This is a genomic window from Duganella kummerowiae (assembly GCF_053572355.1).
The window spans coordinates 1-21,965 of the sequence record NZ_JBKFEH010000026.1 but is presented as its reverse complement, the minus strand read 5'-3'; the positions used below and the strand labels follow the sequence as shown (position 1 = coordinate 21,965).

Annotated in this window: 17 protein-coding genes; 6 read left to right on the top strand and 11 right to left on the bottom strand. The window is 56.1% G+C overall.

The window, feature by feature from the left end:
- Positions 1-111: 111 nt before the first annotated feature.
- Positions 112-858: a hypothetical protein gene (locus tag ACLB1G_RS27080; RefSeq protein ID WP_491630383.1), complete on the top strand. Its 747-nt coding sequence runs from the start codon at positions 112-114 to the stop codon at positions 856-858.
- A gap of 246 nt (positions 859-1,104) precedes the next feature.
- Here ACLB1G_RS27080 and ACLB1G_RS27075 read toward each other — a convergent pair whose 3' ends face one another.
- The 5 genes from ACLB1G_RS27075 to ACLB1G_RS27055 form a co-directional block, all read right to left on the bottom strand.
- A complete protein-coding gene (locus ACLB1G_RS27075; protein WP_491630382.1) occupies positions 1,105-2,097 on the bottom strand; it encodes a Wadjet anti-phage system protein JetD domain-containing protein in 993 nt (330 codons plus the stop codon).
- A complete protein-coding gene (locus ACLB1G_RS27070) occupies positions 2,094-6,500 on the bottom strand; it encodes a hypothetical protein (RefSeq protein WP_491630381.1) in 4,407 nt (1,468 codons plus the stop codon). Before ACLB1G_RS27070 ends, ACLB1G_RS27075 begins: the two co-directional genes overlap by 4 nt.
- Position 6,501: 1 nt before the next feature.
- A complete protein-coding gene (locus ACLB1G_RS27065; RefSeq protein WP_491630380.1) occupies positions 6,502-7,239 on the bottom strand; it encodes a hypothetical protein in 738 nt (245 codons plus the stop codon).
- Complete coding sequence (locus tag ACLB1G_RS27060; protein WP_491630379.1) at positions 7,236-8,705, bottom strand: hypothetical protein; 1,470 nt, start codon at positions 8,703-8,705, stop codon at positions 7,236-7,238. Before ACLB1G_RS27060 ends, ACLB1G_RS27065 begins: the two co-directional genes overlap by 4 nt.
- 79 nt (positions 8,706-8,784) lie before the next feature.
- A complete protein-coding gene (locus ACLB1G_RS27055) occupies positions 8,785-8,958 on the bottom strand; it encodes a hypothetical protein (protein WP_491630378.1) in 174 nt (57 codons plus the stop codon).
- A 111-nt stretch (positions 8,959-9,069) separates the two neighbouring features.
- Here ACLB1G_RS27055 and ACLB1G_RS27050 point away from each other — a divergent pair, with 111 nt between their 5' ends.
- Both ACLB1G_RS27050 and ACLB1G_RS27045 read left to right on the top strand, forming a co-directional pair.
- The gene (locus tag ACLB1G_RS27050) at positions 9,070-9,990 is read left to right on the top strand and encodes a WYL domain-containing protein (protein WP_491630377.1); all 921 of its coding nucleotides are present in this window, start codon (positions 9,070-9,072) and stop codon (positions 9,988-9,990) included.
- 417 nt (positions 9,991-10,407) lie between these two features.
- Positions 10,408-10,818, top strand: coding sequence for a hypothetical protein (locus ACLB1G_RS27045; RefSeq protein ID WP_491630376.1), 411 nt, complete (start codon positions 10,408-10,410; stop codon positions 10,816-10,818).
- Positions 10,819-11,001: 183 nt separating this feature from the next.
- Here ACLB1G_RS27045 and ACLB1G_RS27040 read toward each other — a convergent pair whose 3' ends face one another.
- The 3 genes from ACLB1G_RS27040 to ACLB1G_RS27030 are packed head-to-tail and all read right to left on the bottom strand — an operon-like array spanning position 11,002 to position 13,831.
- The gene (locus ACLB1G_RS27040) at positions 11,002-11,349 is read right to left on the bottom strand and encodes a ubiquitination-like system serine protease family protein (RefSeq protein ID WP_491630375.1); all 348 of its coding nucleotides are present in this window, start codon (positions 11,347-11,349) and stop codon (positions 11,002-11,004) included.
- Positions 11,350-11,357: 8 nt separating this feature from the next.
- Complete coding sequence (locus ACLB1G_RS27035; RefSeq protein WP_491630374.1) at positions 11,358-12,752, bottom strand: ThiF family adenylyltransferase; 1,395 nt, start codon at positions 12,750-12,752, stop codon at positions 11,358-11,360.
- Positions 12,749-13,831 (bottom strand): multiubiquitin domain-containing protein, encoded by a 1,083-nt coding sequence (locus ACLB1G_RS27030; RefSeq protein WP_491630373.1) that lies wholly within the window; start codon positions 13,829-13,831, stop codon positions 12,749-12,751. The genes ACLB1G_RS27035 and ACLB1G_RS27030 overlap by 4 nt, the downstream gene beginning before the upstream one ends.
- 101 nt (positions 13,832-13,932) lie before the next feature.
- Here ACLB1G_RS27030 and ACLB1G_RS27025 point away from each other — a divergent pair, with 101 nt between their 5' ends.
- The 3 genes from ACLB1G_RS27025 to ACLB1G_RS27015 are packed head-to-tail and all read left to right on the top strand — an operon-like array spanning position 13,933 to position 18,589.
- Entirely contained in the window at positions 13,933-14,637 is a 705-nt protein-coding gene (locus tag ACLB1G_RS27025; protein ID WP_491630372.1) for a hypothetical protein, read from the top strand.
- Positions 14,638-14,646: 9 nt separating this feature from the next.
- The gene (locus tag ACLB1G_RS27020) at positions 14,647-15,162 is read left to right on the top strand and encodes a hypothetical protein (RefSeq protein ID WP_491630371.1); all 516 of its coding nucleotides are present in this window, start codon (positions 14,647-14,649) and stop codon (positions 15,160-15,162) included.
- A 1-nt stretch (position 15,163) separates the two neighbouring features.
- The gene (locus tag ACLB1G_RS27015; RefSeq protein ID WP_491630370.1) at positions 15,164-18,589 is read left to right on the top strand and encodes a UvrD-helicase domain-containing protein; all 3,426 of its coding nucleotides are present in this window, start codon (positions 15,164-15,166) and stop codon (positions 18,587-18,589) included.
- A gap of 112 nt (positions 18,590-18,701) precedes the next feature.
- Here ACLB1G_RS27015 and ACLB1G_RS27010 read toward each other — a convergent pair whose 3' ends face one another.
- The 3 genes from ACLB1G_RS27010 to ACLB1G_RS27000 all read right to left on the bottom strand — a co-directional run.
- Complete coding sequence (locus ACLB1G_RS27010) at positions 18,702-19,025, bottom strand: helix-turn-helix domain-containing protein (protein ID WP_491630369.1); 324 nt, start codon at positions 19,023-19,025, stop codon at positions 18,702-18,704.
- 162 nt (positions 19,026-19,187) lie between these two features.
- Positions 19,188-21,461: a TnsB C-terminal domain-containing protein gene (locus ACLB1G_RS27005; protein WP_491630368.1), complete on the bottom strand. Its 2,274-nt coding sequence runs from the start codon at positions 21,459-21,461 to the stop codon at positions 19,188-19,190.
- A 231-nt stretch (positions 21,462-21,692) separates the two neighbouring features.
- Positions 21,693-21,965 (bottom strand): integrase core domain-containing protein (locus tag ACLB1G_RS27000; RefSeq protein WP_491630367.1); only part of this gene is annotated, 273 nt, incomplete at its 5' end.

Below are 21,965 nucleotides of genomic sequence, written 5' to 3'. Positions count from 1 at the left end.
CTTGCGTGGGGCGACATCAACGACCTTTTCGACCTACTGGACTTGTTCCGTAACTACAAAGGATACCCCCGCCTTACGCGAACGCCGCATAGGTTTTATACTTCAAATTAGGTGAATGATTTGTCTGATTATTCAAGCTGGGAATTTCTGTTGGATGGTGATGCTCAAGATTTCCGAAGCCTCTCGGAGAAGCCTGGAACATCGTATTTCAATATTTATGGCGGTATCGACCATTGGAACGACTGTCGTAATGACGATTTACGCATGACTACCATATATTGCGAAGGCGAGAGCGACCCCGTTGTAATATGGCAGATTGGTTATGAATTGTTGAGTTTCTTCAACGGTGCGTCGGCGCTCTTCCGGTATGGTTACCAGAAAGCTTCTATAAATACAATTTTATATGATGGAAAACAGTTGGATTATGTTGCTCCAATGCCTGTCAGGGCTCTACTTGGCCCGGCCTCAATCTCGCGCCATCAAATAAATGAACAAATAACAAAAAGTGCAAAGAGCAGTCCCAGATTTCCATTGTTGCACCTCGCCACTGAGAATGAAGATATATCTATAATTTTAAAATACTTAGACATGGAACATGGTTGGGTCACATATTACAAACTGCTAGAAGCCGTCGAGGGATTCGCAAAAGCAAAGGGGGTGAATCTTGGAATTGATAAGTCGGCAAGAACGGCTTTCACCAACACCGCTAATAATTTTTCTCTATCCGGGTTTGATTCCAGGCATGGTTTTAAAGAAGTTGTTAAAGAAAATAAGACCAAGGCGATGTCGCTGCACGAAGCGCATAAATTTATTTTTGGTGTCATTAAGAGTTTCTTGACTAAGGCAAACTTTAAATAGTGCGTTAATGCACTGCTCTGGAACTGGCTAACGTGAACGCAGACAACCCCGATAATGGAGGAGCAGTGCAATAGCTTCTGCAAGAAGGTCATATCGATGGCCTTATCGTCTCGGCTGATTCGCACTTACTGATGGTTGAATATAGGGACTTTAATACAGCTCAGCACGCAATCATCTGCTCCATTGCGCGGACATTACCCACCTGCGCTATCGAAGTCCCGACGCAGGCACCAATATCCGCTGGCATCACAGGAATCGCAATTTACTGAATCCCAGCGCTTCTTGAGGTATCCATAGACCTTTACACCAGAGCTCGCTCAGTGCCTTTCCCAGCTCGCGGCCGAGCCATTGAGTCGCCAATGGAATGAGGTCGCCACAGGCGGGCCGGTCACGCCGGCGCCCATTAACTAAGAGCCACTCGTACCATTCAGTGGCCGGCGCTACCCTGATGTCGCCGCACGTTCCCCTGTTGAAATCAAGTGGAATGGATACGCCCTTTGGGTCCAAATCTCCCAAGTAGACAGCACCTGTTCCGCCGACCTCGCGTAAGACCTCGCCCAGCGCGGCGCCGCTGCTGCGAAACGCCTCGCCCGCCCCATAGACAACGGCGGCGTACCGGCGTGCGGACTGGTTCCACTCGCCAAAGCTCCAGTAGCTGTTGTGGTTCTCGACCACGAGCACCGGCTTACCGCTTGCTGCAGCCGGTCGATATGGAAGGGGTGGGGGAACCACAAAGGCGCCCAGCACCTCAAGCGGCAGGCGGCCGGAGAACAGCGTGTTCGACGAGCGCATTATGTCCAGCCGCTTTTCGTCCCCGAAGATTTCCAGCGAACGCTCCTTGATAGGGACCAGGAACAAGGAATTCCGGTGCCGAAGCAGGTATTCGTTGATGACGAAGGCCACTTCCAACTGGCTGGATTTGAGTTCGGTCCAAAAGCCCAGTTCCGGCACCCACGGTACCCGCGCGAAATCGCGCGCGGGAGCGGAACTGGACTCCCGCACAAGGGTGACCCATTTGGGCAGTATCGGCTGCCCGACGCGTTCCCAACTGTCCGGTCCTGGCAGCGTCAGGACGCCGTCGCCAGCCAAGGATTGAAGCGCCTGCAACAGCCTGGAGCTGCGCTCGGGATGGTTTTGCACCTCGGGGTGGAGCTCGAAGTAGAGCTGCCGTAGCTGCGCGAGTGCAACGCGCTTCCTCGGCAACTCAGTAAGCCGCCCAACAAATTCTGGCGCTATCATGCCGACTCCGCACTTTCGATATCGACGGCCGGCTCTTCATTGAGCCTGTAGCGCACGCATTCAAGATGCCAGCGGCCGCTCTTGCTGTTCTGGCCGGCACGGCGTAAGCGCACGAAGGAAGAGAACTCACCCAACGTGTTGTAGTCCTGGATGGCGGTCGCAAAGACCAGCTGAACGCCCATCGCTTGGGCGAGCAGCCGCTGCGCCTTCCACATGGTCGGCGACGTGGCCTTGGCAAACGGGTTGTCCAGGATGAGCGGCCCTCCCGCCAGTTTGTGCAGCTTCGCCTGGGTCTCGGCGCGCAGCTGGGCAATCACAACGTACAGGAACATCGCCATCACCACCGCTTCGCCGCCAGAGTTGGAAATCTTGTCCACCGGGGTGTATTGCTGGTTCTCGTCGACGACCATGCGCAGCACCTGAATCCCCAACGACTGGCCCCCACACATGCGGAGCAGCGCCTCGGCCACCAAGTCCGAGCCTTTCGCCGGCACCACCTGATTCTGGATAAGCCCATCCAAGTAGTGCGTCAACGCTTGCCGCCGGGTATCAGCGTTGATGCCAGTAAAATTGGCCCGCATTTTCAGGACCTGCTTACCTGCCACGTAGGGAGCTGCCGCCGGCACGCGCTTATCAACTGCGGAGTGCAGTAGGCTGATAGCCACGCGCGATAAGACAAGCAGCTCCTCGACACAGGCATCGAAGTCCGCCTGCATCTTGTCCACGTTGTCTTGAGTGGTCTGAATGCGGTCGGTCAAGTTTTCAAGCAGTCGCGCTGCGTCGCTGCACGCCGCATAAAAGTCATTGCTCAGCATGGCCGAGGTTAGTTCGGGCTCGACTTTCTGCAGTTCCGGCGCGGCGGCGGCCCTACCTAATCCCTCGAAAGCAGTTCGGGCGTGGTGCAGTGCTGTATCGCATGACTTTTGCTTCGCTGAGTAGATGTTCATAGTACGCTTGACGTCCTCGCCAGGTTCTTCGGCGAGCACCACCGGCGGCAGTTGGCCGGGGTTCACCGGCTCCTGCCCGGAGAACTTCGCGACTTCCAACGAGAGCAGTTCAAGCTGTGGTGGGTCTTCGAGCTTAGTCAGGTTCAACAGCATGTCGGCCCAGCGGGCGTCGTTGGTCGCCTTTTCACCCAGCTCCTTGGCGAGGTTCAACGCGCGGTCGGCTTCCTGCTCCGCTTGCGCCTGTCTTTCGCTCGCCACCTTGCTGAGCTCAAGTGCTTCGTCGCGTTTGTCTTCCAGCAGCACGTCATCAAGCGCTTCTAGGTCCGGCGTCGCCGGCTTCACCTGCTGATTCTTCTTGTGCCACGCCTCGGATGCATTCTTGGCGGTCTGCCGTGCGGACAATGCCTCAATGCACTCGCGCTGCGCAGGAGTGAGTGTGCCCTCCAGCTCACCCAGCAGCGCCGTATGGTCCACATCCAAATAGGTGGATAATTTTTCTTCCGGGATTGCTCTGAAATCCCGGGAAAATTCAGCCCGCTTCTCGCTGCACAGGTCGCGGGCGCCCTGCAGTTGCACCTGCAGCACCCCAAGCTTGTCCTGTTCCTTTGCCTGAAACGCAGACAGGGCCTCGCGGTAGGTCCTGCGCAGGAAGTCGAGGTCCCGCGGCTGGGACACAAGCATTTCCGCCGCAGCCACTGAATTGTCGTAAAATTCCACCGCTGCGTGTTCACGCACGAACGTACCGGCATTGGCGTCAGCCTCGGCAGCAACGCGACCTTCTTTCAGCGTTAGGTCAGCGAGTTCTTCAATCGCACCGCGGGCGGCTTCTCGCCGTTCTGCCAGTTCTTCCAGCTGCAGACTCAGCTCGTCGATTTCACGGAGGCGCTCGGCACGGCCGGCTTCGTGGTCGCTGAGGAAGCGCTGCAGCTCTTCAATATGACCAGCCGCCGCGATAGCGGCACGTGCACGCTCGTCCGCGTTCACCTGGCACTGCTTGGCCAACTCCGCTTCCTCCTGCCCCTTCACACTCGCCTCATCCTGGCGCGCGGTCGCCAGTTCAAGGTCGGTGGACAACTGCGCCTGCTTGGCGAAAATCGCGGCCAATTGGCCATCGCCAAAGCGCTTTTTGTACGCGCCCAGCTTTTCTATCGCCGCGAGCGCATCGGTACGTCGAGCATCGTACTCCTTGCGGCGTTGCTCTTCATCGGCAACGCTCTCGCTCAGCGTCTTTGCCAAAGCCGCTGCTGCCTGTTTGTTGTAGGCCGCATCACTATCGGCGGCGACGACAAAACGAACGGCGGGCGCGGACGCGGCCGCAAGCGCAATCGGAGAGACCACCACAGGATGCGTGAGCCTCTGCGCCTGCAAGTTTACCGCGCGCGCCTTCTCCATCTCGCTTGGCGCGACAGAAACGCCGAGGAACCGGGCGGGGTCGCTGACGACGAGCGCACGCGCAGCGCTCGCATCGTCCAGTGCGTCAGCCAGATACTCGTTGAAGGCTCGCGCCGAACGCACACCGGCGTCCCGCAGCCCTGCCACTACCCGAGTGACATCCGGGCTCCTACCGGCAACGCCGGTTTCCTCGATGGCTTCGGCGGTCGTGCGCAAGTCCCGCAGGCGAGCGTCGCAGATTGATACCTCAACCGCAGACGCGCGGGCTACCTCGTCCAATGCGCCTGGCAGCGCGGGGGAGTCGGGGTCAACAGTGTCTGATTCGATGGCCAGCTGCGCGACCGGCAGCTGCACCAGCTCCTCCCGCGCGGCCGCGCCTTCGCCGAGGAAGTTTACGGCGCTCTGGATTTCACCACTGAGCCGTCCGATGTATGCGCCAAGTTGAACCTCTTTGCGCTGCCAGTCCTGCGCGTGCGCCTCGTGCTGTACTTGTTGCCCACGGTAGGCTGCTTCCTCGCGCCGCAGATTGTCCTGCGATTCCGTCCAGCGGTCCAGACCAGCTTGCGCGGACTGGCGCTTATCGGCAAGTCGTCCGGCATTCACATGGCGGTTGAGTTCCTTGCCGCAGAGCTCTTCCTGACTGCGAAGACGCTCCAACGAGATGGCCGTTTCACTGTGACCCTTGTCGTCCTCGGTCAGGGCCCTTCGATGTGCATCGGCAGCTTGCTTCCGCTCGGCTGTCTCGCGCGCAATCCTGTCGGACGTATTCCGCTCTATCTGCTCGCTGTGCTTCAGGGCGGTGCGAAGCAGCGCGCCCTGCAATTCGACCTTAGCTCGGAACGGCAGCAGTCCCTCCCCGGCAAGTTTCGCCTGCGTCTCGAGTTCCTCCACATGCACTTCTTGCGCCTGCACCCCCGACAATGCTCGGGCGCCGCGCACGAGCTGGATGTCGTTTTTGATGGTCTCAAGCGTGGCTTCGGCTTGGGCCGCGCGCGCTGCGGCAGCGTGCGCGGTGCGCAAGTACATCAACGACGACATGCTGGCGGCTTGGGCAGAATAGCTCAGTACGTCCGCACCAGCACTGGCCGCAAGCCCGCGCTGGTCACTTTCGTAGCCAAGTTCACGCTGCTGCTTTTTACGTTGCTCGGCAGAGCGTTCCTGAAGTGCCAGCGCCATGCGGGCCCCGTCAAATGCTTGCGCGCTCTGCTCAGCCATTGCGCGGTGATAGTCCTGCGCCTTGCCGGCGAATGTGTTTAGCACGGTGGAGAATTTGCCGAGCTCCTCGAGCCTAGCCTGATACGACGGTTTGCGGCGCAGCTTATCGCAGGCAATGGCCACCGCCTCGCGCACGGCGGATGCGCGCTGTCCGTCCAGCGTCAGGTGGAAGAACTTCTGCAGGAAAGCACTTTCGCTCGTGAAGTTGAGGAAGCCGGTGTCGAACCCGCCTTCCTGAACCGAAAAATTGACCTGCATTTGCAGCATCTCGAGGTCAATCAGCCGTTCGTCGCGGAGGTGCCGCTGCCAGTCGACCTGCTTACGCGTGAAGTAGACGTCGGGGCGCTTCTTCTGCTCCTCTTGAACCCAGCGCGAGAACTCCGCCATCGTGTTGGCTGTGGCGGAAGCCAATTTCGGTGCGGGGACCGATTCTAGGGTCAAACCGTTCACGGCTTCAAAGCTAAAGAAGAGCCGGTCGCACTCGGGCGCGTCGGCGCCAGGCCGAATGGAAACAGCTTGGCCGACCACCAGTCGGTACGGCGCACCGCCGGCAGTACGCGGAGGCATCTCCCATTCCACCAGAATAAATCCGAGCAGCCCGTCCTGCGAAAAGTATTGCGAAAAGTGATTGTTCTTGTTCTGCAGATGCTTCAGGAAGCGGTCCAGGCTGGTGTCGAAGCAGGAAAAGATGAGCGCGAGGAGCGAGGTCTTGCCGCCGCCATTTTCCAAGTTGAAGATGGTGTCCGTTGGTTCCCTGCTTTCGGGGTCGACCAAGTCGAGGACCGTGCCGTCATACCACGCCATGAGATATCCACAGTTGCCTAAGTAAATCCGGGTAATGCGCTGCATATCACACCTCTAAAGTTTTAGTTGGTCGAGCGACTTCTTGGGCAATATCGAATAACCGTCGCAATGCCAACTCGCGAAGCTGCACTCGGAGCCGGTGGGTGGGTGTGAAGGCCGCGGAGATATCGTCGTCAGCTTTGCGGTCCTGGCGAACCAAGCCATGTACCTGCATGTTGCTCAGACTGATTTTGAGGACGCCCACCAGCGAACTGGCGGAAGCGCGCTGCCCGGCCGGGAACACAAGCGGCATGGCACAGATGGCTTCCCAGCCCGGCGCGAGTTCTGGCGGAATTTCTGCAGGCAAAGTGCTGCATTCTTTCAACCGTCGCGCCAGCGCGTACAGCGTGTCTCGGAATGTCGAGACCGCGGTTGGCGGAGGCGTGTAGGTGTCGGAGTCCAGCCCGTCCGTCGTCGGGAAGAAGGCCGCGGCGATGGCTATGTGGGCGAGCAACATGCACGCCTTCTGTTCAGCGTCCAGATTCACCCGGATGTCGACCATGCGAATAGCAAATCGACTGCTACGCGAAGCGGGCGCGACGATGAGACCGCGCTCACTGATATCCAGGATGACAAGTTCAAAGCTGTCCGCGACGTCTTGGACGTCTGCGGCGAAGCTCGGATATGCCCGGTAGTAAGCCAGGAGCTGTCGGTATTCCTGGTCGTTCGCAGGAGCCAAGTTCGTGTGTAAAGCCTTGTAGACAAGCCGTGCGGCTTGCCGTGCCCCCAGTTGCATGTCACTCATGTCTGTCCCTCCTTTGGACTGAAGCGCAGATTAGTGCCTCGAGCGACGTCGGAAATGAACTCGTCCAATGCGTCGGCCGTCATATTTGGAAATTCCGACTCGGAATGTGAATAGGCGCGATAGAGGATGAGTACCACGCAACGGCGCATGGCCCAGTCGAAACCCGCGTCATCGGCTTCCATCAGTAATTCGTCCAACTGCCAAGATTGTTCCGAGGCGAACTTGGTCCTCAGCCAACTGGTGACCTCCTGGATGGTGCTTTCGTCAAACTGAAACGGCGGCGGTACGAACGGCGTGATTTCCCCTTCGTCATCGTCCAGCTCACCTTCATCGCCGCGCCGCTCGAGCAACAGGGCAAACAAGGAGTTCAGGTCATACAACCGGGGCGGAACCGGCGGGTACACCGCCGCCAGAGCTGATTCCGATTGCTGAGCGAGCTCGTCGGTGGACAATTCCAGGAGCTGCGGGAGCAGCCTGGTTTCGAGGTCCGGCAACCCGGACGGGGAACGCGCGCGAAAGGCGGACCTTTGCGATTCCAAAAAGCGGTCATTTGCAGCGCTGATGTCGCCCACAAGCTGGCTGCGTAAGGTGCCCGCTCCCTGAAGCGTTTTCAGCAGCAGCGCCAGGTTTTCACGCGATTTTGGCTCTTCGGCGTGGCGCAGGGCGTCGCGAACAGCTTCCTCCATTCGCTGGTCCTCCTTCTGGCGCAGCCGAACGTGTTGCCGCGCGCCGTCAAGACGAGGCGCCATGTCGCGCGCCCAGTTGACCGTACCGGGCGCCCGGTACGCCTGGTGCAGCCGGTCGCGGATGAGCTGGCGAAATTCGATGGACAGGGTTCTAGCGCGCCGCGCAATCTCCAACGCTGCTTCGAAGCGGCCGCGCTTTACCAACATGTCGAGCATTTTCTCCATCAGCTCCTGCGCGTCTTCAGGAGCCAGGTCCAGCATGCCCAAGTAGACCAGGTAGCCCTCGGAAGTGGGGCGGTAACGATAAACATCTTCGAAATCGGGCTCGTAAGTGACAAGCCGAAAGCGGAACGTGGCCGTGGTCCGGCGAGCCGCGTCGTAGAATTCGTAGGAAAATTCCCGGTAACCGTCGGCTTTGTTGTCGAGGGTTGCGAGGACCGAATCTGCGACCTTTGCCAGTTCGGCCTTGGACAATCCTGGCTTCATCGTGGCTGCGGCCATCGCAATGTGTTCCAGCACCTCGTCGCTCGAACAGCCCGTCGAAACCGTCGTGCCTTCCATCATTTGGTCAAGCGCGCTCAGTACCAGGTAGTGCGTGTCGATTTCTTGGAACAGCTTGGTCTCTTCACCGATTCGCTGCTTATTCAACTCGAGTGCGAATAGCGGACGCAGCAGCAGCAGGTTGCGCTGTTGCCGGGAGAGGTCCAGTAGCCCCGCCGCAGGGCCGGCCATCTGGGTGTCGAGTTGTTTAACGTGCAGGTGGGAGACGATGTCGTTCATGGGCATTTAGGTGGACATGGAGGTGGACCACCTCGTTTTTATACCGGCGGCGCGCTTGAAGCTGTCTCGTCTGGACTCCTTATTTTTCCTTGCGAACACCTTTGAAGGGTGTCTTGTCGGACGTCTTCACATCGAGGAAGCGACCGGTACCAGCATCCCGCTTGACCCAGTTGCCGGAAGGCGTCTGCGTTTGGCTCCTGTTCTTCACTGCGCCGATACGTTGACCGTCGCGGGGCGGGTTGTTTTTTGCCATGTCATTCTCCGATACCGAAGGTTAAGGTGAATACAGAATATTAAATCATTTTGATGATGTCAAGTAATCTTAATGATGTGCTTACGTCCTCGTTTGTGTTAGACTAGTAAAATGCATCAACATCGAACCCAACTGCCAGACGACCTCCTGCGTGACATTGCACGCCCTCAACTTGAGCGTTTAACTTATATCGACTTCCGGCTCTTCTTTTTGGGCGAGTTGAGAAGAAGCGACTTGATGGAGCGCTTTGGCATTGGACCAGCCGGCGCAACCCGGGACATTGCGATGTACAGGCAAATAGCGCCGAATAACCTGGACTTGGATGCATCAACCAAGGTCTATCTCCTGAGACCACAGTTCGAGCCACTGTTCGAACACGAACCGCAACGCGCGCTCACCGCACTTTCAAAAGGATTTGGCGAAGGAGTGGAGGTGGGGGGTGCCCTCATCAGGTGCGAGGTGCCTTTCTCACTTAACCAGCCAGACATGGGTACTCTAGCGGCCGTAACTCGTGCAATTCATCGAGAAAGAGCCATCCGAATCACGTATCACTCCGTAAGTAGCGGCACGGGAAGGCGCGAGATTGTTCCATTCGGCCTAGTGAGCAATGGCGTACGCTGGCACGTAAGGGCATACGATAGGAAGTCTGCGGATTTTCGGGATTTCGTCTTAACGCGGATGGAGGCGCCAGAGATTCTCGAGGACTCATTCGCCGGTCGTGAAGAGACGCCGGAGCGCGATGTTCAATGGAGTCGCATAGTGCAGCTAGAGCTAGTTGTGCACCCTGAGCATCCGCGCCCTGAGGTTGTGCAGCGCGACTATCCAATGATTGAGGGCGTATTGAAAGTTCGTGCTCGAGCCACCAATTTGGGATACCTGCTCCAGCTTTGGAGGGTCGACTGTTCGCCGTCGCATAGCCTACCAGCACTCGAATTTCCTTTGTGGCTACGCGACCCTCTGGCACTGCACGGTGTCGAGAATGCAGTGCTGGCGCCTGGATACTTAGCGTCGCGCGACCATTTTTCTAAATGAGAGCAGTCGGAATCGATTTGAAGATAATTTGCCAAGTAGGACGACACGCGTTAAATGACGTGGGCGATTAGGCTGCCGTTGCCACGAGCCGATTCAAGAATGCTCTACCTGCGCTGTAGCCGAGAAGTTCTGAAATCTGCACGTCACATTCTGACCAGCAGGCGCTCGCCATTGCGGACTTTAAACAACGGTCCGTGTACCTCAAAAATCCTAATTTGCCAACGCGGGCTTGTGTTTGTTGACCCGTAATAAAGCCGTCTGGTACGGTGTAAATGACCAAGGCTGACCTAGCCTCCTTACCAGTGTGGGCGGTGCGAATTGGTGCTGCGCTCCCACGGTTGTTGTCGCGCTGACGGGGCGTAGCTACGTGTGGTCAGTCTTATTTGTTAAGCAGGTCCAACAACGGAAAGAACACCAATGTCTGACCTCCCGAAAAAAGCCATGCACGAGATACATCCGGATTTCCCGACCAGCCCAAACCCTGGCGCCATTAGCGGGTCGCAGCCGAAACTGCTCCTGTGTAGAGGCGAAAACGGGACTTACGTGAGCCCGAGACGGTCCCCTGAAGACATTCTGCATCGATTTGAAATCGCTGACGACATCGTCAACCAGCTGCTCAAGTATTTCAATCGTAAGAAAACAGAGTACCCGGAGTGGACGGCTGAAAGGAACCTAGAACGGATTCGCCTTGCACTGATAAACAAGGCTGCGGAAGGGAAGTGGAAGTTCACTGAAGCCGAGCAGCAATGGATTATGAACCGCCTTCGCGAAAGATGCCTTGACGCTCCAGTCAGCATGAGCCTTGGAAACACGTCCGAGCGTAACTGAAGTGGCGACATTGCGCTGTGAGCAGGTATCGGACAATTTTTGTAGGCTGCGCTCTGCACGCGCTAGCGATACCAGTTTGCCTTTTGGCAGTGCTCCGCTCGAGGGGCTAGAGACGCAAACCGACGCTGCGTGCGTCGAGGTTTCCGAGCAGTCCATGGTGTGCCCCCTCGTCCCTGCCAAGAGCTAACGCGGCCCGCGAGGATTCTCCGTCTTTCTAACCCACTCGACACGCCCCCGTCGTACGAAGAAGTGAGAGCGGCATCCCTCTCTTAACCAGACTGAGGGCGAGAGCGTGGGCGGGGAACTTTGCTCTGCGTACAGATTCCAGCGAGGCTTGGCTTCTCGAATAAGAGCAAGTTCAATTGCCTGACCACACCCACAGGGACATCGCATCCCAATGCTCCAATCTTCGCCTGCATCCCGGAGGAGTACCAGATTACGCCAGGGGAGCGTACTCGGGAGAGCCTCACCTACGAAAATTTCTAGCTTTCGGGGCGGCAGAAATTTCTCACAGATGCCCAGAACCCACATCGGCCACCTCATTGGCTGCCCCCTTCGTCAACCAATGTGGGTAGACCGAGCAGTGGCTCTTCGTCCCCGCGCGCGACAATTGGCGAAGCTCGAGCGGCAAATTCCTCTTCCGCCGTAAATTCCTCAATGCCTTCAGCCAACATGAATCGCGTGCGGGCATACCGACTATTGCACTCCTGCCTAAATGGGTATGCACGGGCAATGAACTCCATGACGCAGGCACTGGCCGCGCGCATGTTCAAACTGATGACAGCCGGTGCTTGTTCAGGAACGCCGTCGATATACCCTCGGCGAATCTGGTCTGCATGTGCTTCCGGGTCAGATTCGGATAGCGCCTCGGCCTGCAAAGTCGCAGCGGAATACACGCCGCGCGCGAACAAGCTGCTGCCATTGGGATGAACATAGTCAATGCGGCCGGTGACCTCATCGACGACAACTTCACCGTTTGCTGTACGGCGCGTGGAGATTCCCACTCCGACATCGAACAAGGGAAGCAGAAATGCCTGTGCCATGAGGTCTGCGACGCTGCGCGCACGTAGCTTATCGACACAGGAAAACAGCACATCAGCCTCGGCCGCAGCAAGAATCGCCTTGCGTGAAAGCAGATTGGCGTCCACTGGATATACATATGGTTCGGCCCGGTACTGGTTTGCACGGTTCGAAAAAACCCTCACCTTCGGCACATTCCTGTCGGCATCCGTCTTGACGGTATTCAAGATGCGGTTCAGGTTCTTTTCCTCAACTTTGTCGAACTCAATGAGAATAACACGCCCGAACCCAAGCCGGCATACCTGCTCAGCGACGATGGAGCCCGTTCCCGAGACGCCAACAATGCAGGCGGTAAGGTTAGCGAGTTCCGCAGTCATTCCACTCGAGAATGCCATAGGGCGTGCTTTGATGCGGGTATGGTCGTTCGCCCAGAAGAACTGCAAGTCCATGCCGACCACGCTGACAAGGTCGATTGGCGAGACGTCCATTTCTGGGGTGTAGACTCGGCCGAAGATGAAGCCGTTGGGCAGCATAACTGCCGTTCCATGAAGGCTGCCGCCTGCAGCGAAGATGCAGGGGATAATTTCCTGGTCGCTGCGGTCATCCGTGGGTGAAAATTGAGGCGTACCGTTGGGGTGTGAATGAATAAGGATGAGCGTCAGCTTCCTCCGTACAGCCAAGTCAATGCCTTGTTCAATGTACTCCGAGGGCCAACTGATGTACGCAGCATCGCGCTGGCTGCAGGCCGTGTAAGGCACAGGAATGACATGCTGGACGAGCAGCCGCTGGCGCGCACCTGAGACGCGGGTGCAAACGAGTACTGCAGCAGCCTCTTTCTTATCGCCAGGAAAGAGATGCTGGCTCAACTGCTGATGCTCCCGTTGCGTCATCGTAAGGGTGCACTTGGGAATCATTCGCCAAACTCCCGGGCCAGTGAGTGCTCGACAAGGGCGAGGTGGGTAGCTACGTTGTCCGTGAAAGGGTCCCAAGGGTGTGCGCCATTGCGATGCCGCGACCAGCCTTGGAACTGAATCCCATCAATGACCGCCGTCACCTGCGTGCTCGGAATCGCAGCGCCGTCGCAGCGAGCTACAGCTGGGTCAAAGTAGAACATATCAATTTGCGCTTGCGGGTAGTCTTTGGGTATGTCCAAGGCCAGCTTAACCGCGGTTGGGACGTATCCCGGCAGCAGTGGATAGTCGTGGATAAGGAGCCAACGACGCCCATCGGACGTAACGGCTTCCCACTTCAGCCCTGTCGCGTCTAAGTGCGTCTCGTCAACAGCGAGAAGGTTAAATTCCCGGCGCAGATTGGACGCGGACATATCGCCGTTATCGACGTTACGCTGCATCAGACGGATGCGCTCAATACCGGGGGTATTGAGGTCCACTTCGAAGTTGATATCGACCTTTTTCTTCGGCTGACCTGCAACGAGCAGGAAGATATCCCAGGCCTTGGTCGGGTCGAAACCGGCGCGTTTCATGGCGTCGCCGACTTTTACGTGCGACATGTGGTATTCCAAAGTGACTCCTTGGACCCGCAACTTCCAAGCTTTTCCCCGGGTGATGAACTTCTCCACGCCGGGGTGGCCAAGGTCGACCACGGCACCGGCCTCCACCACTTGCGGGTCATCGCTAGAACGCAGCAGAAGGATGTCCTGGGATTCGGGAACTTGAGCCAGCTTGCGCAAGGTCGCGCCGGAGATATGGCGTGCAGCCCATACCATCTCGGCGTCGTTGACGAACATAGAATACGACCGGTCACCAAAGCTGAGAATGAATTCGGCGCTAACGTTCAAATCCGGAGACTCGGACATACGGATGCTCTCCAAGTCGCCGTTGGGCAGTCGTTGCAGGAGCAGCGCGTCTGTCTCGGTCGCATTGGCAGCTTCCAGAATCTGAGCGCCGGTGGGGTTGTACGGCACTTCAAGGTTGCGGAAGTTCAGGGTTTCGTTGTCGGCCAGGAGCACGACAGTTTTGTGGTTGGATTTCATATGGATTCCTTTATCGGGGGAACAGCCCCCATACCTATCAATGCTCTGTTTGGCTCCATACTTGCCACGACTAAACAAATTTAGAGTAAATTCTCTAGGAGATGGCAAACCCCTATCTAAATAGAGCATTGAAAGGAAGCACAGTGCGAATAGATGACGGTGACGAGAAAACAGAAGACGGCGAGATTTCCCGCCGCTCGGACGATGAGCTGGCGAACAACGCTGAAGTGCAACAGGCAATCATGAGCCTGTATCGCGACGTGTCCATGATGAAGCGGCTCGTTGCAATCGCCGCACTGATTCTTCAAAGCAAGCCGCAGTTAAAGCGCCAGTACCAGCCTGAGGACCTTTTCCAGGAGGCTCTCGAACGGATTGGCATTGGCAAGCGGATGTGGCCAAAAAACCGCGTCGACTTCCCCGGTTTGGTCATTGGGGTAATGAAAAGTTGGTCTTCCAGCCTCGAGAAGACGAAGTCCACGGAAGACAATATGGTGGTTATGGAGTACGAGTTTGCATTGGGGAAGGAGAGCGACGGCGCGCTTAACCTGGAAGAGGTTGCAACTGACTCCAATACACCCTTAGAACACTTGGAGGCACAAGAGTTAGAGGCTAATGAACAGAGTCTGCTTACCATCTTGAAAGCACAGTACGAGTATCGCACGCTAGAAGCGAAGATTCTCGATGCCATCAGCAAACAGCCATTCGAGACCCATGAAGAAATCCGCCTGGCACTGGACGTAAAAGAAGCTGACTACCGTAATGCGTGGAAGGTTTTGATGCGCGCAGCGAAGAAGCTCGAATACTAGGAGTGAACCATGAACACTAAAAAACCCCAGGACCAGCGGTTCCTGGATGCACAGATTGCTCTAATAATGGGCGCACCTGATGATGAATTGGACGAGCTACTGCAGGAGGTAGGTTTTGCCCCTAACGACCTAGCCATCCGAGGAACAGTTGCGGTTGAACGGGCCTCGGCAGCCATCAAGCAAGCCTATCAAACCTCGGATGCACTGAACTCACTTCCAGCACCTCGACAAAGAGAGTTGGCTACGCGATTGGGTATTCGTCGAAGTGTTTTAACCGCACTGACTGAACACCGTGCGCTGGTCGAGACGATACCGAAGCGGTTTCTTCAGAAACTTGCAATGGAAATGGGGGCCACGTTCGAAACGATAACGCTCGCGCTCTCTGCACCAGTTCGCTTCGCAAGCGCACAGCACAAGTCCGACCGGGCGCCCGAGGTCCCCAAGAAAGTCTCTTTTGAGCAGCTCATCAGAGATGCCTCTATGACAGAATTGGAAATCGCAGAACTGATGCGAGAGGACATCTGACATGGATGCCGCAGAACTCGCTCGTCAACGGGCAGCCGAATTGCACAATGAAGCGGTCCAACGGGGGGGTGACCCTTGGGCGGCCTACGAATTCGCTGTTGCTGAGGCCCACCACCATGGATATGACGTCGAAGGCGTCACACCTGGTGCGAATATGCTGGACGGCGGGCGGGCGAAATTTCTGCCTGATGCAGTACTGATTCTTCACGAGAAGAGGGGTTCTTCATTCGTGCAAGCGTTGTTAGTTGCCCATGAGTTGGGCCATGCACTGCTTGGCGATGCAAATGCCTCCACGTCAGTGCATGAAATGGACTTCGCCCGCAGTTCAGAGCCATCGCCTGTGGGCGAAGACCGTGTAGTCGACTACAGCCGCAAGCAAAGGCGCGAAATCCAGATGGACCTGTTTGCGAGGGAATTTCTGCTTCCCCGACAATATATTCGCAAGCTCCACGTCGAATCCGGAATGACGGCCGCCGCCATTGCAACAAAACTTAGCGCTCCCTACGAGGTGGTTGCCCAGCAGCTGCTCGACGCACTGCTCCTGCCACCTACTGTTCTAGTTGAAAACGAGAGCCGAGAGCATCAACTCAATGAGCGCCAGAAGGCTGCAGCCAACCACCGTGGAGTGCCATACCTCCTCGGAGCAGGCCCAGGTACGGGAAAAACGCAGACATTGGTTTCGCGCGTCGAAGGGCTGCTAACCGAGGGAGTTGACCCCCGTCGCATTCTGCTGCTCACGTTCTCGAACAAGGCTGCCGGCGAGATGGCCGAGCGCATCGCAAAAAGACAGCCACAGGCTGCTGCGGCCCTTTGGGTTGGCACTTTCCACGCATTCGGCCTAGATATGGTTCGTCGGTTTCATCAGGCGCTTGGAATGCCCAAAGAACCCCGAATGCTTGACCGAACGGAAGCAGTAGAGCTTCTTGAGTATGAGTTTGCAAAATTGAACCTTCGGCATTATCGCGACCTATACGACCCGACTCAGGTCATCACTGAAATGCTGAATGCCATTTCGCGAGCCAAAGATGAAGTTGTAGGGCCTGAAGACTACGAGCGGCTCGCGACGCAGATGAGAAGCATTGCCACGAATGAAGACGAAGTAACGGCTGCAGAAAAAGCGCTGGAAGTGGCTCGGGTTTACGCGACCTACGAGAAGCTGAAGCGCGAACGCAATTGCGTCGACTTTGGTGACTTAGTGTACTTGCCGGTCAAGCTGCTAGAAGGGAATGCAGAAACGCGAGGGCACTTAGCCGCTGGATATGACCATTTCCTCGTCGATGAATACCAAGACGTAAACCGAAGCAGTGTGCGGCTGTTGCAAGCATTGAACCCTACAGGGCAGAACCTGTGGGTGGTAGGTGACGCGAAGCAGTCGATTTACCGCTTCCGCGGGGCTTCATCGTTCAATGTTTCTCGATTCGGTAATGAGGATTTTCCTGGGGCCCAGCGTAAGCAACTCGAATGCAACTATCGGTCTCTGGAACCGATTGTAGAGGCGTACTCCAATTTCGCCCGTGAGATGCACACTGGCGGTGCTGCTAGCAAGTTAAAAGCCTTTAGGCAGGACGCAGGCTTACCACCGCAACTCAGAATAACACCTGGGGCTGACGAGCAGACTGTCGCAATCGCAGAGTGCATCGAAGAGTTGAATAAGTTAGGGGTCAGCTACCGGGACCAAGTAGTGCTCTGCACCGGAAATGAGAAACTCGCCGAGCTCGCACGCCATCTTGAGATGCTAGGCGTGCCTGTGCTTTTCCTTGGGAGCCTGTTTGAGCGCCCGGAAATCAAGAATTTGCTCTCGTTTCTTTCCCTACTGGTGGACTCGCGGGCAATGGGCCTTGTTAGACTGGCATGCCTGCCGGCTTTTCAGATGGGCATTCAGGACGTGGCCACTGTGCTTGGATACTTACGGCGGAACGAAGCGATACCTCTCCAGTTCTTAGAAGACAAGGATATCATTCCCGACCTGAGCCACGCCGGGGTGGATTCACTTGCGAAGCTGCAGGCTGTATTCGTGGGATTGGACGCGACAGATTCGCCATGGAATGTAATGGCTACCATTCTTCTTGATAGAACCCAGCTAGCTGCGGATATTGCTCGCGCTACGTCCATCGCATCGCGAGCCGAAGGGATTGCCATTTGGCAGTTCATGAACTTCGTCAAATCGCAACCTGCCGGTTCGGGGCTGCGCATATCTCGTCTGCTTGAGCGTATTCGACGGCTACTGCGCCTTAGCGACGACAAAGACCTCCGCCAGTTGCCGGCAGCGGCACAGGGTATCGATGCAGTGCGCCTTATGACCATTCATGGTGCTAAAGGACTAGAATTTCGCGCTGTCCATATTCCCGGACTAAATGAGGACACCATTCCAGGAAGACGGCGAGCAGCACCATCATGCCCTTCACCTGGCGGCATGATTCACGGAGCCTTTGGAACAATCGCCGACTACCTTGAGCAGAGCCGTGTTGAAGAGCAGGAGTGTATGTTCTACGTGGCTCTATCAAGAGCGAAAGACCGGCTCGTGCTATACGCCTGCACAAAGGACAGGGCAAATCGGAATCGCAAGCTGTCTGATAACTTCCTGACGCGCCTTGGTGCGGGATTATCCCGGAGTACAGTCGTGCCCTCGCAAGCACTTCCACCTACTTCTTGCGACAAGCCAATCGTTCTTGACCTGAATGGCCCCCTTCAGCTAACCGTGTCCCAGATGGACCTTTTTGACCGATGCCCACGTCGGTTTCTTTATACACATGTTTTGCAGACCGGTGGCCGTCGAATCGCAACCCCGTTCATGCAAATGCACGACGCCGTTCGCACCGTCTTCAAGAAGATGGTTACAGGGGAAATTTCGTCGAGCGGTGAGGAACTAGCTGCAGACATGGGACAGGCGCTTCAAGACGAAGGGCTGGGCAATCATGGCTACTTTGTTCACTACCATGAATTTGCGACGGCAATGATTCGTTTCTTCTTCGAATCGCGTGCCGGCTACACGCCAGAGGAACCAAAAGCCCTTCGCGTGACGTTCGGCACTGAGGAGATTATCGTCACTCCCGACGACGTCCTCGTGGGAAAGGACGGCACCGTAAAGGTGCGAAGAATCATGACGGGCCATAGTCGCTCAGGAAATGAAGACAGCATCGGTGCCGCAGCCTTTCTAGCCGCTACAGCACAAGCCTTCCCGCGAGCCACTGTGGAATTGGTCTATTTGGCTGATAAGCAGTCGAAGACCATCACCCTCACCGCAACGAAAATGGACAATCGTCGTGGCACTATTCAGAGCAATTTAGGGGCTATTCGGGGTGGCCAGTTTCCCGCGAAAACATCGTCGTTCACATGCCCGAATTGCCCAGCTCTCTTCGTTTGCGGCCCGATTCCGACGGGAGAGCTTCAGTCTGAAATCAGACGAGTAAGCGACGCGACAACATAAGCAAAATCAGCCTAGCGATGCGATTTCGGTCGACAAGTTTTGGCACATGCCCGCTTCGGACTGCGATGACTAGCTTGTAGCAACGCCCAATACGAGCCCGCATTTTTCGCCGTCAGGTCAGCTCGCCCTTAGACTTCTTTCTCTTCGGTTTGAGAAGTTCTATGTCTTGTAGCTTCCGTCCCAATACGTCATCGCGAGCTATAGCGTTAACGTCATTATCAAGACCCAGCACCCGCAGTGCGCGAAGGTACGTACCCATCGCGATTGTTGGGTCTCCTTTTTCCAAGCGCCTCAGAGTTTCGCGAGACACACCCATGCGCTCAGCAAATAATCCTGCAGTAATCTCACGGCGGCGCCGTGCCAACCGTAGCCGCTCCCCGAGGTCGGAAAGTTGCCTCAGCGCTGCGGGGAACATAGGAAGGGTGGCTTTGGGCATGCCAAATATATTAGCTAATTTACAGAATTATCGCCAATTAATATGGCATTTTGCACTTAGCAATCTTAGCCGAGGCGGTGCAGCGCCGCTCTCGAGGCTCGCTTGCAGTGATACTTCTTAGTACGAGAACGAATGGCCTTCGAATGGCAGAGACCAGCTTCGCTATATGTCTAGCATCAAATCTTGTTCGTCATTAATCGAACAGCGCAGTTGGTCAAGATGCTCGACCGCATCATGCGATTCCATTTGCACAGGCTGGGTTAGCTGCAAGCCAGATACCATTGAGTCGACGTCGCTGCGTTCCAAATGGCGCCGCGCTTGCGTTCTGGCACTCGCCGCCCCTTCGCCGGGTAACGCGGCCGGAACAGCGCGACTTTCCACTAAGTCAATCTTCGCTTGTTGAGCCTTCGAGACCTGCGCCATAGGCATTTTCCTCGCTGCGCTAGCAGCTGCCTGTGCGTGTTTAAGTGCTACAAGTTTTGCTTCTGCAAAAAGGTGGTTACGCAAATTATTTTGGTACTCTATTGAAAATTCAAGACCGTCTTCAAACAGCTTCCTCGTAGATGGGGTTGCCTCCAGCAGGCCAAGGCCGTGCCCAGGAAGCTCCCACAGCAAAACAAAAGGCGCATTAGGGATTTCGTAGATAGTGATTTTGACGCTTTCATCGTTATGCAGCGCCGCATGCGCCTTGGCAAAGAGCGCCAGTTCGCGTGATGAAAACTTTCGCTGATTCATCGATACTACTCCCCGAGGTGCCTTGAGTTCGTGTGAAACGCACAATTTCCTAAACACATCCTCCGAAGCCCAATCCCAAGCCGCGTCGCCGCGTCTACGTGCCTTGTTGTAGCGATAGATTTCGGCAGGACAGGGGAGAACACGATTTTTCATCATGTCTGTAGTCAAAAGGTGCCGAGCATCGCTCTCGAGATTACGCCGACTTATTGCCGTTAGCAGGGCCTGCATAAACACCTTTAAAGTAACCGCACCTTTCCGAGCATGCTTCTGCCGAACCCTATCCTCGTTGGGGTTGCCAGTGGTAAATGTCGAGCCCGATAGGTGAGTCAGCGCTTCTTGAAAATATCTCATTACCTGTTCAGCGTGTCCCTTGGACTGTGGGCTACCAGGCTCCGCCATCTTGGCCGCGGTCCTAAACCTCCCGACCAGCGACGATTGAGTTTTCATAGATATTCCGGGCCCGCGGTCGATAAAAACTGCGCTAGTGCAGCCAAAAACGAAACCTTTGAGATGAGGAACCTCCCATCTGTGGAGCTCCCGCACTTTAGAAGTGCAAGCCGAAAACACGCAGTTTAGATACGAATCACCGTTCTCGGCACCTAAGCTTACATGCCATCCGACGATGGCCAAACTGCCTCGGTCGACTGCCAGTAGAACGGTTGGCTTTCCCTGCCCGTCAATTTCTATCTGCTCGTCGCCAAAAAGGACGAAGTTCGATGCAACGGTTCCATCAATGTCGAGAATCGGTAACTGGTCATGGACGATATCCTGCGCGCTGCCCCCGTTCTTCCCCGGCTTGGACCGCCGCAACGCATCCCGCTCCGCGCGATACTTCCTTAACAAAGCACGCCCAACCCTTTTCATGTTGTCCTCGCCGGGAAGCGTCTTTGGGTCAACAGGGTAGGTGCGCAGATTACCATCGCTATCTCGGTTGAACGCCACGCGGCTTTCCACCCATCGGCGATAAACGATTGGGAAAGGGTCATTGCTATCTATAGCCTGCACTTTTAAAAAACATGAGTATTTAGCGAGCATTTGTGATGTCAGGCGCTTTCTGGCATGGGCACCCTTTTGTCCCGTAATTTCGCTATCGGTTCTCCGTCCCAGCGCCACCGGACGGCCGCGTTCATCTCGTAGGTCTCGCCGGGTGACACCCGGTGCACCTTTCCTCCAGTCTTGGTCTATCAAAGCGTTTACATGCCCGCCATAGAAGAGGTGCGATTCAAACCATTTGCGGGCCGAGTTGGCGGATACATTGAATCTCTCGGCAGCAGTTCGAATAAGTCGTGCGTAGGCTCCAGGGTGCCCGAGCACATCTTCGCCGCCGTGACCCTGAATATGCGCAACCACATGCCGTCGCAAATCCAATTTCACATCGACGCCAGATGGACGTTCCTGTTGAACCATTTGCACTGGAATGCCATGCTCCGCCACGCGAACGAGTGTGCCCTCCGCGAGACGTTTTTCTACCTCAGTCCTGTGCCAGACCAGACGGCTCCGGATTCCTTTTGGTGGTGGATTCGGCGCAAATGACCTAATCGGGTGTATGCCGCTCTTCGTAAGCGTGACGATACCCAACTCATGCAAGCAGACATGTGATTCGCTGTAAGCGAGTACTCGATAAATGCGTTCGCGCCCCCGTCCTTCTACAAGCGACAGATTGCTATTTTGGACAATAACAAGATTTTCGTGCACGGCCATTACTGCTCCCTTCATTTCGTTGAGACAGCACTCTATAAGGTCATTTTCTCTGCAGATGGAGAGGTCGCTCCGGGAGAATTTCATACGCGTGGTCGAGCGCCAGATAGCCAAGGAAATTTGCAATGGCGAAGACCCTGTAGCCTTTGTCGCGTGTCCATCCAGACCGCTGGGCAACCAAGTCAATTTTCTTGTCGAAACTTCGAAGAGCGTTGTCTTCTGAGAGCTGGTCCGCTAAGTGTCAAGTCCCGTCTGTTCATAAACCCGTTTTACAAATAGGTCGGGCTTTTGTTGCTGCCATTCCTTGAGGGCCTGAATCGGCGTTTTTGAACCGATGGCGCGCTGGGGAATGTGATGGTTGTACAGCTTGAGGTAATTTCTCAGCGTCGTCTCCAGCTCGGCCTGGCTGTCGAAGCGGGTTTGCTGAAGAAGCTCGTTGATACGGCCATTGAAGCGCTCGACCATGCCGTTGGTTTGTGGATGACGAGGTGGCGCCAGGCGGTGTTC